The 14,222-nt window shown below is 32.7% G+C and carries 16 protein-coding genes and 1 pseudogene; 4 read left to right on the forward strand and 13 right to left on the reverse strand.

Going from position 1 to position 14,222, the window contains the following annotated elements; genetic code table 11:
• The coding region (locus NH26_RS19495; protein WP_317040941.1) for a group II intron maturase-specific domain-containing protein at positions 1 to 344 on the forward strand (344 nt) is incomplete at its 5' end.
• A gap of 109 nt (positions 345 to 453) precedes the next feature.
• On the opposite strand, the gene NH26_RS19500 is transcribed toward NH26_RS19495, so the two are convergent.
• Together NH26_RS19500 and NH26_RS19505 are read right to left on the reverse strand one after the other, a co-directional pair.
• Positions 454 to 1,368: a hypothetical protein gene (locus NH26_RS19500; RefSeq protein WP_139263179.1), complete on the reverse strand. Its 915-nt coding sequence runs from the start codon at positions 1,366 to 1,368 to the stop codon at positions 454 to 456.
• A gap of 444 nt (positions 1,369 to 1,812) precedes the next feature.
• On the reverse strand, positions 1,813 to 2,544 hold the full coding sequence (locus NH26_RS19505) for a hypothetical protein (protein ID WP_044228777.1): 732 nt from the start codon (positions 2,542 to 2,544) through the stop codon (positions 1,813 to 1,815).
• Between the two features lie 196 nt (positions 2,545 to 2,740).
• On the opposite strand from NH26_RS19505, the gene NH26_RS19510 reads away from it, so the two are divergent.
• Together NH26_RS19510 and NH26_RS19515 are read left to right on the forward strand one after the other, a co-directional pair.
• On the forward strand, positions 2,741 to 2,959 hold the full coding sequence (locus NH26_RS19510; protein ID WP_044228773.1) for a phage integrase N-terminal SAM-like domain-containing protein: 219 nt from the start codon (positions 2,741 to 2,743) through the stop codon (positions 2,957 to 2,959).
• Positions 2,960 to 3,069: 110 nt separating this feature from the next.
• Positions 3,070 to 3,390, forward strand: a pseudogene (locus tag NH26_RS19515) (transposase); the annotation flags it as partial.
• A gap of 327 nt (positions 3,391 to 3,717) precedes the next feature.
• Here NH26_RS19515 and NH26_RS19520 read toward each other — a convergent pair.
• Positions 3,718 to 4,599, reverse strand: a complete 882-nt coding sequence (locus tag NH26_RS19520; RefSeq protein WP_044229933.1) for a hypothetical protein — start codon at positions 4,597 to 4,599, stop codon at positions 3,718 to 3,720.
• Positions 4,600 to 4,879: 280 nt separating this feature from the next.
• On the reverse strand, positions 4,880 to 5,236 hold the full coding sequence (locus NH26_RS19525; protein ID WP_044229936.1) for a hypothetical protein: 357 nt from the start codon (positions 5,234 to 5,236) through the stop codon (positions 4,880 to 4,882).
• Positions 5,237 to 6,041: 805 nt separating this feature from the next.
• Between NH26_RS19525 and ltrA the strand changes: the two genes are divergently transcribed.
• A complete protein-coding gene (ltrA, locus tag NH26_RS19535) occupies positions 6,042 to 7,286 on the forward strand; it encodes a group II intron reverse transcriptase/maturase (protein WP_242427308.1) in 1,245 nt (414 codons plus the stop codon).
• Between the two features lie 53 nt (positions 7,287 to 7,339).
• Here ltrA and NH26_RS19540 read toward each other — a convergent pair whose 3' ends face one another.
• The 9 genes from NH26_RS19540 to NH26_RS19580 form a co-directional block, all read right to left on the reverse strand.
• On the reverse strand, positions 7,340 to 7,906 hold the full coding sequence (locus NH26_RS19540) for a hypothetical protein (RefSeq protein WP_044229843.1): 567 nt from the start codon (positions 7,904 to 7,906) through the stop codon (positions 7,340 to 7,342).
• A gap of 568 nt (positions 7,907 to 8,474) precedes the next feature.
• Entirely contained in the window at positions 8,475 to 9,137 is a 663-nt protein-coding gene (locus tag NH26_RS19545) for a hypothetical protein (RefSeq protein WP_044229846.1), read from the reverse strand.
• Positions 9,137 to 9,682: a GNAT family N-acetyltransferase gene (locus tag NH26_RS19550; RefSeq protein WP_044229849.1), complete on the reverse strand. Its 546-nt coding sequence runs from the start codon at positions 9,680 to 9,682 to the stop codon at positions 9,137 to 9,139. The genes NH26_RS19545 and NH26_RS19550 overlap by 1 nt, the downstream gene beginning before the upstream one ends.
• A 392-nt stretch (positions 9,683 to 10,074) precedes the next feature.
• Positions 10,075 to 10,620: a hypothetical protein gene (locus tag NH26_RS19555; RefSeq protein WP_044229852.1), complete on the reverse strand. Its 546-nt coding sequence runs from the start codon at positions 10,618 to 10,620 to the stop codon at positions 10,075 to 10,077.
• Positions 10,621 to 10,863: 243 nt separating this feature from the next.
• A complete protein-coding gene (locus NH26_RS19560; protein WP_084812252.1) occupies positions 10,864 to 11,643 on the reverse strand; it encodes a type 1 glutamine amidotransferase domain-containing protein in 780 nt (259 codons plus the stop codon).
• Between the two features lie 51 nt (positions 11,644 to 11,694).
• On the reverse strand, positions 11,695 to 12,432 hold the full coding sequence (locus NH26_RS19565; RefSeq protein WP_044229855.1) for an SDR family oxidoreductase: 738 nt from the start codon (positions 12,430 to 12,432) through the stop codon (positions 11,695 to 11,697).
• A 93-nt stretch (positions 12,433 to 12,525) separates the two neighbouring features.
• Positions 12,526 to 13,086: a Crp/Fnr family transcriptional regulator gene (locus NH26_RS19570; RefSeq protein WP_052432329.1), complete on the reverse strand. Its 561-nt coding sequence runs from the start codon at positions 13,084 to 13,086 to the stop codon at positions 12,526 to 12,528.
• Between the two features lie 94 nt (positions 13,087 to 13,180).
• Positions 13,181 to 13,864 carry a DUF4919 domain-containing protein gene (locus NH26_RS19575; RefSeq protein ID WP_052432330.1) on the reverse strand — a complete coding sequence of 228 codons (684 nt, stop codon included), beginning with the start codon at positions 13,862 to 13,864 and terminating at the stop codon, positions 13,181 to 13,183.
• 111 nt (positions 13,865 to 13,975) lie between these two features.
• Positions 13,976 to 14,222, reverse strand: a 247-nt coding sequence (locus NH26_RS19580) for a hypothetical protein (RefSeq protein WP_158021972.1), incomplete at its 5' end; no start/stop codon positions are given.

A 14,222-nucleotide genomic window follows, 5' to 3' on the forward strand; every position in this document is an offset into this window, starting at 1 on the left:
GTTTTGACGAACGCATCAAGAAACTTCTAGAAGTGCAACGTGGATGGGTGAATTATTTTAAGCTAGGAAGCATCAAGTTGAAACTTAAAAAGTTAGACGAATGGCTTCGAAATAGGCTTCGTTACTGCATTTGGCACGACTGGAAGAAACCCGAACGTAAGCGTAAAAACTTAATCCGTTTAGGTATTCCTCAAGGTCAGGCATATGCATGGAGTCGAACGCGAAAAGGTGGTTGGGCTGTAGCTCAAAGTCCTATTCTTAACACAACAATTACGTTGGGTAGGTTAAGACAAAGAGGTTACATTTCCATGATAGATATTTACACTAAGGCAACCGAAAAGTAGCCAACCGCCGTATACGAGACCCGTATGTACGGTGGTGTGAGAGGCTCTCCCTGTCAGTTTTTACTGACGGGGCGGTCTACTCGATTAGCTCCTTTTTTAGGCTCCCCCCCTACAAACATTTAAGTATTCTGCCGTTATATGTAAATACTTTATCCTCATAAATCATGTTTCCATTCTCGTAAAAAATTCTTACAACATTAGATGTAAGTCCACTTGTTCTATCTAAAATAGTGCTATCATAGCTCCCAAAATATTCTAAATCATTACTATTTGTTTCAATAACTAATTCATTATTCCTAGAGTAAAAATAACCTTTAGTATTTGAGCTTATAAATGAGTGACCAGTGTCAATACCATTCCGAAAAAATTTTTTTATAATTTGATTATTACTTTTAGATTTTGTGACATACTCAAATGAGAAATTACCATCTTCATTAGGGGTGCTTGTATTTTCTTCACTTTTGCGTGAGTCAAATTTCGCCTCTTCAATTTCTATTCGTATGTTAATCACTTTTTCAATAACTCCATCTATTTTCAAGTCTTTTGACACTTTTGATAGATGGCTGAATAGTTCAATTGCGAGCGAAGCCTTGTCTAACCCTTCAATTAAAAACTCTGGTTCCTCTACAAGATCTAATTCACCATCTTTAGTTAATATCCTTATAGACCTTGGGTAAATTAATTCTTCAATCAATGATGTGAATACGGTATCATTATCGTAGTAGTATCTATTTTCAACTAAATTTGACTTTTCATATATAAATAAAAGCTCCCCATTTTGATTTGTGTATATTTCCTGAGTATGTACATTATTAAATCTAACAACTATCTTTTCTGGAACCCCATTATTAAAATATGCTACAACTTTACTACCGGATAAAATTACTTTATCAAATTTTTTTAAATCTGAGTTAAAACCATAATAATGGTTCCTTATTTTATTAATTTGATTATCAATACTTTTTTGAGAATACAGAACATTACTTACTAATAGTAAACTTAATAATAGTAATAAGTACTTCATTTTAATAAACATATAATATAAAAATTTATCGAATCAATAATTGGAGCTAACATTGGATAAACGCTATGGTGTTTATCCCTTAAATATTAAGAATATACACCATATGGCACATATCCAATAGTAAAAAATATTCCCAATCTCTTAAAATAATAGTTTGCTGTTAGAAGATTGAAAGATACCAACAAGGTAATTAGTATGACATTATTTATCAAGAAATTGTGATGGCTTTTTATGAAAGCTTTTATTCTCTTTTTTTACTTCTTTACGTTTTTAAATCAGTTGTTTACTTCGGTGAAATATTTTGAGTAAAAATTGAGGGGATTCAATGAAATGTCTATCCTGAGTTTCCTACTGACATCAAACTTTACCCACTCTCTATGTTCAACTATAGCTTAATTTTAGGTCTTTCAGATCAAACTAAGCCCTAATTATTATGTTTATTTATTAGTCAAACCAGTAATAATCAAAGTCAAATTTGTTACAAGTGCTGTTTTTTTTGTAGACCAAATTACCCACCGAAAAGCACTCAAGATTACTTCCATCATAATTAACGTATGAGATTGAAACACCTTGAAATAGTCCATTAGTACTTCCAATTCCTTCGATAATAGAGAAATTGAATTTTTTAACCCACTCTTCGTCTTGAATTGGTACTAAATTAAATTGTTTCAAAGTATCATTTTCGAATATGTAATCATCAATGCTTTCTACAATTGATTTATCACTAGAAATTTTGATAGTGTCACCAACTTTCATATTAAAGTCGTACATTAATTGTTCGGTACCGTCATTAAGTAAACGAAAAACTTTGTTGTTTTTATGATCGTTTCGAACTAATGAAATGAACTCATCTTTGATCTGTTCTTGTTGATTTTTATGTATACTTTTCAATCTTATTTTGGTGTATATTAAATTATTCACAGTTGAATCACCTGCTGTATAGTAGTCGCCAACCCAGCATGTACCTCTGCACACACTTTGGAATTTTCTTACTCTCCAAAAGGCATTTTCTAGTATTAGTCCAGTGCCGGTGTAACTGTAAATATTGTTTTCGAGTGCCTCATTATGATCATTTATTTCATTGTCAAATCCTGATAATAGATCATTGTTGCATCCTGATAATAGAATAAATAGAATCAGCATTGCTATGAAATGTGTGGTTATGATTTTTTTCATTAATCTTAATAGTTTGTATTTGGTGAGTATCCCAAAGTGCTGTACTATACATTTTGTTGCACAAAAGCTTCGCTAGCTAAAGCCCACAATTTCTTACCTTTATATCTTAATTGATTTTATAACTAATAGTTTACTAAGATGAAAAAAAGAGACAATAGTCGAAAAAGCGAAACGTGTTGTTCCGGGTTTCAAAAACATGTTTGATCAAGTGTATCAAAACATGACTCTCAGCGGAAAATCTACTTCTACTTTTCAAAACTACATCCGAACTATCGCTAGTATTTCATTGTATTTTAAAAAGATATCACTTGAACTTTCCGATGATCAAATTAATGATTATTTACTTTTTCTCAAAGAAAGACAATACACTACATCTCCATCTTTAAACATTATGGTAATTCCTCAGGTAAAGTAAAAGAGATAATCGTACCATTCATTACCTATTTGAAAACGAAATGTTTCTATACCCAAAATCCTTTCTATTGAAGTGTGAAAATTATTTTCAAAATTCTGAAACACTTAAAAGAAATGACACTCTCGGATGTTGAGTTTATAAAAAGGTATGTCAGACATCTTCTCCCAAAAGGTTTTAGAAGAATAAGGCATTTTGGATTTTACAATGGAGCTGTAAAGAAAAAGAGGATTGATCAAATAAGAACATCCATTGGGCAAAAGTCTCCTAAATTTAAGGAATGGGATTGGATTAAAATATCGACTGAAAAACTGGGATATGATCCTAAAAAGTGTCCGTGTTGTGGAGAAAGGACAATGGTTATTATGCCACGTTTTGCCTCACAAAGAGCTCCTCCCAAAAAGGAAAACCTCAATACCACAATAATCAATTAATTCCATATTTCTCTAATTTTTTGCTTATGAAAGTAAGCATAGGTTTTTACACCCTCTACTTTTTTAAATTGAGGATTTTCAAGTATTTTTCTATGCTTCTTTAGAGGTAAAAAGGTGTGTAGAAAGGAAGTTTTAAGAATCATTGAAAAATTGATTACAAAAAAGACCTTTCAAATTAATGAAAAGTCTACCCTAAGTTTCCTACTGATTTCAATGTATAACCTACCGCCTTTGTTCAACTAGGGCTTAATTTTAGGTCTTTCAGACCAAACTAAGCCCTAATTATTATGTTTATTCTTTACATAAACTTTATGATTTGAGTCCCCTTCAGTTTTTTCGCAAAAAACCTATCATTTTATACAGCCAAGATAGATAGCCTGTCTGTCGCCTTCTCCACAACTTACCCTGTTGCTCCCTATACATCATGTCATTAACATACTTCGAAAAATCAACTCGCCTGATTTCGCCTTTAAGCTTCTTCAGTTGTCCATATCTCTTTGGGAAAAAATAAATCGAGGGTTTAGATGAATTGTCCTTTCTAAATTTCCCCAAACGCCTAAAAGAGTACAAATCAAATATCATTAGATATAATTGTTTGATTTGATGTCTACGAAGCCTCTCAGTTAAGAGGTTCTTACTTCTCAGACTTTGAGTAGCCGAATCGTCAAATACATAAACTCTTGCGCTATTTTTAGTATAACCATGCTTCCAGTCTCCATGCTGGATTTTATTCCTAAAATCACGAACCTCTTCCATGATTTCTTCAATGAAACCATAGGTATTATTGACTTGATTACTATTTCTAGTATTTGTCACAAAAAAACGCCTTATTTCTTCCTTCGAAGCAATTAAGTTTGCTCGAGCTGTAGGAATACTATACGCATTTGTCAATGCGCACTTATATGTCAATAACCACTTTTCTTTCAGAGCTGTTGATGATATGATTGCTTGAGCCTGAGTGTTATTAAACACCCCGTTATCAAGAACAAGATGCTTAATTAGTGCTTCTGACCATACGCCAGTCAATCCAATTAAAATAGCAGTATACGCGTCTAACTCATCTGTTAGTTTATCTATTGTAGGCTGACTAGCCTCTATAGCTATTTTTCTAATTCTTGACTTGATGTCATTCTCTATAGTTTGAATACTGAACTGCAAGAAGTCCGTATTTTCTTTTCTTCTCCTAAACTCTGCTTCATTACGTGTCATAACTGGTTTTAAGCTAATCCCAGTGGGAAAACAAACTTATGCTTTCCCGCTGGGACTCGAACGCCAATTCCCCTTCGTTATTAAATTAACCAAAAGGTAATACCCACCTGGGTCACGGGCTATCGCTTAGATAGATCTTATACATGTTTCTGTCTATAAGTAAATATATTACTTTTTATATTTTGATTCAAAAAAAATAGTCTTTTTCTGTTTTCTAACTTATAACACACTACACACTTTAAACATAACGAATTGCATCCCTAATCTCTTCAACTAAGACTTACAATGGCTCACGACTGTCAAACCTGCTATAAGTCACACTTACGGCTTTATGAAGTTTGATTAATTCTTTTAGTTTGTTGGGTTTTGTGTTTTTTTCAATCCAATTAAGCTGTGTCTCTGACTTGCGCTTCATATACATGAGTAAAGAAGTATGTGTTGTTTTTCTTAAAATGATTTCTTGCAAAAAGAAACCCGTATCTCTTTTCTTTTCAAGTTCTTTATATGCTTCAAAGTAGATTATGCTTTTTGCATGCTCTAAACCTTGGTTTTTCATAAACTCAGATAAGTCATCAATAATACCATGAATTCTAGGACTATTGACGGCTTCTCCAATATGTGTATAGCTCCCTTCCAACTCTTCAAGTAATATATACTTTTCGCAATAAAAACCATGATTATCTTTCTAGCCAACTAAAACCAAATGCGAACGTCCTGAAGCGGGTATAAAATCTCCAAAATAACAGTCAATAATCTCATTTTTCATGATATATCTATAGTATTAAGTGTTCAAAACAAAACAGCATCTTTTTGTCTTCTTTAAACACAACGTTTTGACTAAACTACGTTAACGGTTGCGTCAACCTTGAATGGAGTTTAGTTTTTGTGTGTGCCCAAAATGGACACAGCCTTATTTTATTTTAAAGATATAATAATCTTCTAGAGGGTGCAAGTCCCTTATGTGCGGGGTACGATCCCGAAGCATTAGCAAGTGACAAGGTGGTTTTCCGTGAGGAATGCACTGAAGTAAGTCAAACGGCAAAAGTTGGTACTGACGAACAGAAACTACATAAGAGGCATCATTAATGGGATGAGCAAGCACATCTTTGTGAAGTCCAAAGGCGATCTAGCTCCACGACTATGCTGTGGCTTAATGATGTAGATGTAGCAGTGATCAATGGAAAGAAGGTGTCCTTACTTGGGGAGATCTCTTCGTTGCAGGTTCAACAAGAGAAGTCAGCCGAGGTCGTAGTAGGTAATAAAAGTACCGACAAGTTTCGGAGAACTCACCTTACTGAAGGACTGAAGGTTACAGTGTCTCAAATTTTTAATGGAGGCAAGAAATGTTGACACAGCAGTGGAATTTCTTGTTAGCCTTAAAGAAGAGAGACTAGGAATTTTTAATGTAGATTATGATAGAAAAAGTTGTATCAAAAATAAACATGTATAACGCTTATAAGCGTGTTTTTAGTAATGGCGGTGGTGCTGGTGTCGATGGAATGACCCTCGATAAATTGCACTTTCATCTTAACAAGACATGGCCTATCAAAAAGCAACTTCTACTAGAAGGTCGGTTTCTTCCACAACCTATAAAAGGGGTGGAAATTCCAAAACCTAATGGCAAGAAGCGACTTCTTGGTATTCCTACTGTTGAGGACCGACTTATTCAACAAGCAATGCTCCAGGTATTATCTCCTATTTTTGATAAAGATTTTTCTACACATAGTTATGGATTTAGACCCAATAAAAGTGCACATCAAGCACTTCAAACATCGCTAGCTTATATCAATAATGGCTATCAGAAAATTATAGATATTGATCTGAAAAGTTTCTTCGACGAAGTAGATCATAGTATTTTACTAGAACTAGTGTATAGAAAAGTAAAATGCACAATAGTCATGAAATTACTTCGAAAGTTTCTAAGAGCTCCTATTTTAATTCAAGGGAAATTACAGAAAAGACAAAAAGGTGTTCCTCAAGGAGGTCCATTAAGTCCGTTACTTTCTAATATTGTCTTACATGAATTAGATCAAACTCTAGAAGCTAGAGGTTTACTTTTTATACGATTTGCTGATGATTTCAGTATCTACACAAAGTCTGCAAAAGCAGCCAAACGTGTAGGAAATAGTATCTATTGTTTTCTAAAAGAACATCTAAAACTCCCAATAAATAGAGAGAAAAGTGGGCTAAGAAAACCGCATCAATTTGAGGTACTCGGCTACACTTTTGTTCCTAGTTATAAGAAGGGTACTAAAGGGAAATTTCAGTTAGTGGCTAAGCAAAAAGCATGGGAAAGATTGAAGTATTCTCTAAAAGAGGTCACTTGTAAAACCAAACCTATGAGTTTTGACGAACGCATCAAGAAACTTCTAGAAGTGCAACGTGGATGGGTGAATTATTTTAAGCTAGGAAGCATCAAGTTGAAACTTAAAAAGTTAGACGAATGGCTTCGAAATAGGCTTCGTTACTGCATTTGGCACGACTGGAAGAAACCCGAACGTAAGCGTAAAAACTTAATCCGTTTAGGTATTCCTCAAGGTCAGGCATATGCATGGAGTCGAACGCGAAAAGGTGGTTGGGCTGTAGCTCAAAGTCCTATTCTTAACACAACAATTACGTTGGGTAGGTTAAGACAAAGAGGTTACATTTCCATGATAGATATTTACACTAAGGCAACCGAAAAGTAGCCAACCGCCGTATACGAGACCCGTATGTACGGTGGTGTGAGAGGCTCTCCCTGTCAGTTTTTACTGACGGGGCGGTCTACTCGATTAGCATCTTTAATTTTTTGTTTAATTTCTGTTATTGAAATAGGTAATAATAATATTTTGTAGAAGGTTTCAAGATTAGATTCATGATCAGAATTTATTTTTCTTAAAGATTTTATTGCTAAAAAAAGTGGAAACAAAATACTAAATAGTAATACAATAAAGATTAAAAAGGTTATTAATGTGAAATTAACAAAAACAGTAGATAAAGGGACAGAAAGAAGTAAAAGAACTATAATTAAATCGATAATTATTAAAGCTATTATAATGATAATCTTAAATATCTTCTTTTCTTCTTTCTTTGTTGTTTTTTTCCAAATTGTAAAAGACCAATAATAATAAAATATAACTATTGAAAGTAACATTTTATTTAATATTCCAGCATGGTTAAATAAGAAAGATAAAACACCTAATATACTGTTTTCTAAATAAGGTCGAATAACTTCTAATAACTCTCCAATCACTGAAATAATTAAAAAGAATAATGGAATTGTTTGCCAAACTCGATAATTTGCTTTCAGCTTTTTTGAAATTCTCATACTATATTATTGATGCTAACATTGGATAAACGCTATGGCGTTTATCCCTTAAATTTTAAGAATCTACGTCATATGGCACATATCCAATAGTAAAAAACACTTTCAATCCCTAAAAAAATAGTTTGCTGTAAAATGATTAAAAGGTAACAACAAGGTAATTAGTATGACATTATTTATCAAGAAATTGTGATGGCTTTTTTACTAAAGTTTTTATCCTCTTTTTTTACTTTACTTTACTTTCTTAAATCAGTTGTTTTCTTAGGTGAAATATTTTGATAAAAAAAGAGTAGGGGGTTCAATGAAATCTCTAGCCTAAGTTTCCTACTGACTTCAAACTTTACCCACTACCTATTTTCAACTATAGCTTAATTTTAGGTCTGTCAGACCAAACTAAGCCTTAATTATTGTAAAACGTCATATGATTTCCTTCTCGATTAACAAACTCATCAGTTCAGGATTTATAAAAATCTTCTGCAACTCCGTTTTGTCCTCTTCATAGCCATTGTAAATAGTCGAATCAAATGTGAATTAAGTCCATCTGTTAGATGATATTGGTAATAGTTACTATTTACTTGCCTTTTAATATTTTATCTACTCGATAAATTTCAGTATAAAATCCTTCCATTTGAAATATAAGAAAAGAATTAGGAGTTATTTTTATTGTGAAGTCAAATAAATAATTTTCCTTTTTGGTTAAATTAATGTCTAGTTCTGTACTTTCTTTTAGATAAAATGATGGAAAATCAACAGTCTTAAACTTATTTTTTTCACAATGATGACAAGTTATATCTAAGCTACAAATTGTATCTACTCGTACGCCAACAAAGACTTTAAAACCTTCTATAGTATCAAGATTTTCACTATATATTTGTCCCCTAAAATATAAATTCATCTTTTCAGATTCAAAAACAGATTCTATAAACTCGACTTTTAATCTTTTAAGGTTTTGGGGAGAAAATACAAGAGGTTTATCAGTATCTTCAATTTCATTAGTTTTTGAGACAATTTTCCAGTCAATTGGGCGCGTTGTAAAAAACGGATAACTTTCAGAGCATTTACATTGTTCACAAAACCTATAAGTTGAATCTTGAACTTTACTTGTTTCAAAAGACGTTCTTTCAATCTTGAAACTACTCAAATTTGAATAACTATTTCTTTGAGCATTGGCTGAAAAAAAACTCATTAATATAATGCTCAATATTAAGGTAATCTTCATCATAATTGTTGCCATTACTTATACAAAATGTTGCTAGTAGTTTTTCTTTTTTTCCATTCTGATTTCAAAATAGACATTATTAATTTGTCGTGAAATTCATTGTCTCGAAAACAGGCTTCTCTTAATCGCTCTTCAATTTTGAATCCAGATTTCTCATACGCTTTCAGTCCACCAATATTGGGTTCTGATACTGTTAGCATAATTCGGTTCAATTTATAATCGTTAAATCCAATTTTTAAAATCTGTTCAGTAACTTTTGTTCCTATTCCTTTTCCCCATACTTTTTTCTCACCTATGAAAATGTAATACTCACCAGATTTATTTGTCTCCGAAATGCCACAAATTCCAGCATATCCAATTAACTTATTTGTCGATTCTAAAAATATTCCTAGTGTAATATCATTTTCATTTCTCATCAATTCTGAATACCAGTTTTCAATTTCCTTTTCAGTATTAATTTTTCTAAATAGCGATAAAGAATATTTAATCACATCATCATCATTAATCCAATTATGGAATGGAAAAATATCTGATTTTGATAATGTTTTTAATGTAATCATATGCTCTTTTCAAATTACTGGCAACACTGGATAAACACAATGGCGTTTATCCGTCCAAATTTTCTGGATATACGCCATATGGCACATATCCAATAGTAAAAAACACTTTCAATCCCTAAAAAAAGTTTGCTGTAAAATGATTGAAAGGTAACAACAAGGTAATTAGTATGACATTATTTATCAAGAAATTGTGATGGTTTTTTATGAAAGTTTTTATCCTTTTTTTTACTCCTTTACTTTCTTAAATCAGTTGTTTTCTTAGGTGAAATGTTTTGATAAAAAAGAGGTGAGGATTCTATGGGAATGTCTATACTAAGTTTGCTACTGACTTCAAATTTCAACCCAATGCCTTAATTTAACCAGGGATTTTAGACGAAACTAAGTCCTAATTATTATGCTTCTTTTTTATTTTTTAATTCCTTAATTATAGACACAATATTATTTAAGTCTTCACTTAAATAGCCATGCTGTTTACTTACATTAAAATCTAGTCTATTCGCTCCACTAATCTTAAGTACACTACAACGATAGTTAGTTTTGAGATGAACTTCGTTTAGAGAAAATACACATTGTTCATTTGTAAAAAGAAAACGACCGTATTCTAGAATTAATAACTCTTTAGAAGTATCTATTCTAATTTCTTCGATTTTACTTTCCCTAAAAACGGCAATTAGAGAAAGTAGAAAAGAGAAACCTGAAGTTAGTTTTATTTCATTCAGAAGAGGTTCTTTTAAAAGAAAATTTACAACAATGGCTATCAGTTGAATAAATGCAATAAATACGAACCACTTTAGTAGTCGTTTTATATAGAAAAGGAGTAGACTACTTCTATTACTTGGTCTGAAAATTAAAATTGAATTAACTTTCTTATAAACCTGTTGTCTTGCGGATAAAACTTTATCAAAGTCATCAGTATTTTTATTTAATTCTGAACTCATATTTTTGATTTTTTAAGGAGTAAAAAGATAAATAAAAAGTGAATGTATAAATGGATTAATTAATTGAAATTATGTCTTTCTAGTTTGCTGACTTGTACCCAATGTTCGGTGTATGAACAGTAGCGGGTTTTAACCCACTAAAATGTCAGATAGCAAGATACTTATTAAAATGCAAAAGCGGTTCAAGTTTGCACCTAAACCGTTATTGCTTATACATATCGTTGTGTGGAGTTATTCTTCTGTTTATTCTAGTAAATTCAGGAAGAGTTGATTAAATATATCCCCTGAATATGGATTTTGACTGGTGACTAAATTCCTATCTCTAATCGCAAAACTTTTCCCTGGTCCACCTTTTTCATATTCTAACCCAAGTTTTTTAAGCTGCTTGGCAATCTTTCTGTTTTTGGGCTTTCCTTTCATAATGAATTTCTCGATGTAAAATTCTTCAAAAGGTGTGACTGAATTGAAAGTATATCCCGCAAAAGGGTTTTCATTCTTAGGAATGCTGGTAATTAAAGCAGGTGCATGACAAATCAAACCGATGGCTTTTTGGTCCCTTGCAAACGATTTTAAGAGTTCGGGTGTGTTTTTATCATAAATCAAATCAACCATTAACCCTTGTCCGCCAGGTATGACTAGGCCGATGTATTCATCTTTCTGTTTGATAGCTTTTTCTAAAGTCATCGGGTTGGAAAAAGCATAACTATTTTCCCAAAAGTCGATCGCTTCCTTTTTCATTTTGGGTTTTATCTTCCAATAATCATCATCTAAACTTTCTTGGTCAATAGTTGCTTTTTTTCCTGTAGGAGTGGCAAAATCTATTGTATAGCCTTTGTCTGCTATGGCTTTGTAAGCCTGATAAAACTCATTAAGAAATACGCCTGTTTGACGTTTCTTTTTACCTTGTTTCAATAGTAGTGTATCTGCTTCACTCATCACAAAAAGTACTTTTCTATTTTGAGCAAAAGCTGAAATGGAAATGAAAAGGGGCAGAAATGGGATGATGATTTTTATATTTTTCATTTTGAACTGTTTTTTTTGATTAAACTTGATTGATGATTTGGTTTATAGCTTTTATTCTTCGCCTCCCTTTTTCATTATTTTCTCTGCCAGAGAAGGAAATAAGCGATGGATGATTTTCAAGAGCTTTACCTTTCCTATGCTCACTTCGTACTTATCCTTTTTGAAAGCTGTGATAAACTCTTCGGCTAATTGCTCAGGTGATATTTTCCCTTTTCCTCTACCTGAGGTCATTTCTGTGTCTACCAAAGCAGGAATAATTTCAAAAACTTTAGTGTGTTGGAGTTGATAACGCAGGGCTTTGGAAAAAATATGAATACCTGCTTTCGTTCCGCAATACACGGGTGCTTGCCTTTTCGGTACTAAACCTAAACCTGATGATACATTGACAATGGAGGCATTGTCATTGGTTTTTAGAATCGGCAATATCAGAGCGATGAGTTTGAGAGGAGCTAAGAAATTAACGTTGATTTCCTGCTCTATTTTGTCCAGCAGTTGGGGTTCTTCTGCAAAATGATAATTGTACTGAATACCCGCATTGTTGATTAGGATATTGGTGTCTGGGTGCTGTTGCTTTATAAATAGTATAAGCTTATCCAAGTCTTCAGCCTTTGAGATGTCACAAGGAAACGAAATAATTCGTTCATCTTTTTGGGCTAATTCTTTGAGCTTTACTTCATTTCTACCTAAGGCAATTATGTGATTGTCAAGGTTTAGGAACTTATTGAGTAATGCTTCGCCAATACCTGCCGTAGCTCCTGTGATAAGGATTTTATTTTTAGATAATTTCATCTGACGCTTTTATAATAAATGTTACCACAAAGGTCAGGGCTTCTGAAAAAGATTCCATTTACATATGTAAAGGAATCAGGAAGTGTGAAAAATTTATTTCTTAGCTCGAATCCTGCTCAACTGGGTGGGACTTACACCTAAATAGGAGGCAATGTGATATTGGGGAATAAGCTGTTCGAGTTGTGGATGTTCCTGCTGAAAGATGGCATAGCGCTCTTTGGCTTCTAGGGTTACAAGTTCTATTTCCCTTTTTTCTTTTCTTACAAAAAACTGCTCGGCTAAGATTCGAGATAAACGCTCTACTTGAGGGTGTTGGTCATAGAGTTTTATTATCTCATGATAGGTAGCTACTAACAAACTGCAATCCGTTAGGCAGTCTATGTCAATTAGATTTTTTTCTTGGGTAATAAGAGCGGAGTAGGCCCCAACGAAGTTGTTTTCAGTAAAGAAAGTTTTGTTGTATTCTATTGCTTGTTCATTGCTGTAATAGGCTCGTAGCACTCCTGACTTTACAAAAGCTATTTTCTTTGAATATTCGCCTTTTTTGGCAAAGATAGTCCCTTTTCTCAACTGAACTTCCGAAAACAGATCTGTAAACAGATTAAGCGTTTCTGTGTCAAATGATACGATATGTTTTATTGTCTCTTTTAGCATTCGATATTAATCCTACACAACGGTGCGGCTATGCCCAGTGTGCCAGTGTTGTGCCTGCGGCAGATATATTGGGTATGAGCCATTGTAGTGTGCATTATTTCTTCATTAATTCCAAATTGCGTTCTAAAATCTTGCTTACATTGAAATATAAACCTTCTACGGAATATTCATTTTCCTTTAATTCAAGATAATCACACTCATCTATCAATGATTGAGAAACAAAACTCATTTCAAACATCATCATTAATACATATTCATGACTTGTGGAGATAACATGAAAAGCAGTTTCAGATGTAACCCCATCTCCGCTATTAATAATAGTTCTCAGAAAACCATGGAAAATTATAGATAGTTGATTGCATTTTTCTTCTTGACCATTCAACTTATAACAATATGCAAGCATGTTTATCAATCTCAAATCAATAGGAAATTCGACCAAGGATTTATTAGCCAAAGAAATATACCTATGCATCTGTTCTTCCGTCCATTCATCTTCTGAATTGTCTAATTTTTCTAACTCATCATTCTGACTCGTTTCTCCATATGGGTCATAACTTTCATTGAACACATATCCATAATAAAGGTGATGATATTCTTCATCTGTCAATAAAGTATCAAGTTGAAACATACGTTCCAATAATTTTGGATAGTAAAAGTCCGATGATTCATCGCTGATACTTAGATAAATCTGGTCGTATTGAATTTCTTTACTCTCTTGACCAATTAAACTATGTGATAATGTTATGCTTATCAATAGTAATACCAATTTCAGTTTCATAATATTTTTTGTTTTTACCTGTTCCCAATAAACTAAATTGCTAAACTACGACCAGCGGGCGTGTCGACCGATGGATGGAGATTAGCTAATGTTATAGTGTTTTAAATAATTTTATTTATAGAACTCTTCAAACTCCTCTGGTATTTCAATTACGATTTCATCTTCGATTTCTTCCTCGTTCGGTACCTCTACTACTACTCTTGAAGTTTTTTTGAAATCCTTCTTAGGATCAAAAGGAATTGATATACTAAAGTTGAGCTTCTCTTTATTACCTGAAACATCTTCAAAGGTTGATAATAGATTAATTAATCTTCTTTTTACCAAAGAAATTGGTACTTTTTCGTTTTGATAGAAATTT

Source organism: Flammeovirga pacifica (assembly GCF_000807855.2).
GTDB lineage: Bacteria > Bacteroidota > Bacteroidia > Cytophagales > Flammeovirgaceae > Flammeovirga > Flammeovirga pacifica.

Bases quoted from the DNA above. Each gene is read 5' to 3' on its own strand.
- NH26_RS19505 (WP_044228777.1), bottom strand. From the start codon at position 2,544: ATGAAAAAAATCATAACCACACATTTCATAGCAATGCTGATTCTATTT.
- NH26_RS19560 (WP_084812252.1), bottom strand. From the start codon at position 11,643: ATGAAAAATATAAAAATCATCATCCCATTTCTGCCCCTTTTCATTTCC.
- NH26_RS19565 (WP_044229855.1), bottom strand. From the start codon at position 12,432: ATGAAATTATCTAAAAATAAAATCCTTATCACAGGAGCTACGGCAGGT.
- NH26_RS19550 (WP_044229849.1), bottom strand. From the start codon at position 9,682: ATGATTACATTAAAAACATTATCAAAATCAGATATTTTTCCATTCCAT.
- NH26_RS19520 (WP_044229933.1), bottom strand. From the start codon at position 4,599: ATGACACGTAATGAAGCAGAGTTTAGGAGAAGAAAAGAAAATACGGAC.
- ltrA (WP_242427308.1), top strand. From the start codon at position 6,042: ATGTATAACGCTTATAAGCGTGTTTTTAGTAATGGCGGTGGTGCTGGT.
- NH26_RS19555 (WP_044229852.1), bottom strand. From the start codon at position 10,620: ATGAGTTCAGAATTAAATAAAAATACTGATGACTTTGATAAAGTTTTA.
- NH26_RS19500 (WP_139263179.1), bottom strand. From the start codon at position 1,368: ATGAAGTACTTATTACTATTATTAAGTTTACTATTAGTAAGTAATGTT.
- NH26_RS19570 (WP_052432329.1), bottom strand. From the start codon at position 13,086: ATGCTAAAAGAGACAATAAAACATATCGTATCATTTGACACAGAAACG.
- NH26_RS19545 (WP_044229846.1), bottom strand. From the start codon at position 9,137: ATGGCAACAATTATGATGAAGATTACCTTAATATTGAGCATTATATTA.
- NH26_RS19575 (WP_052432330.1), bottom strand. From the start codon at position 13,864: ATGAAACTGAAATTGGTATTACTATTGATAAGCATAACATTATCACAT.
- NH26_RS19540 (WP_044229843.1), bottom strand. From the start codon at position 7,906: ATGAGAATTTCAAAAAAGCTGAAAGCAAATTATCGAGTTTGGCAAACA.
- NH26_RS19510 (WP_044228773.1), top strand. From the start codon at position 2,741: ATGTTTGATCAAGTGTATCAAAACATGACTCTCAGCGGAAAATCTACT.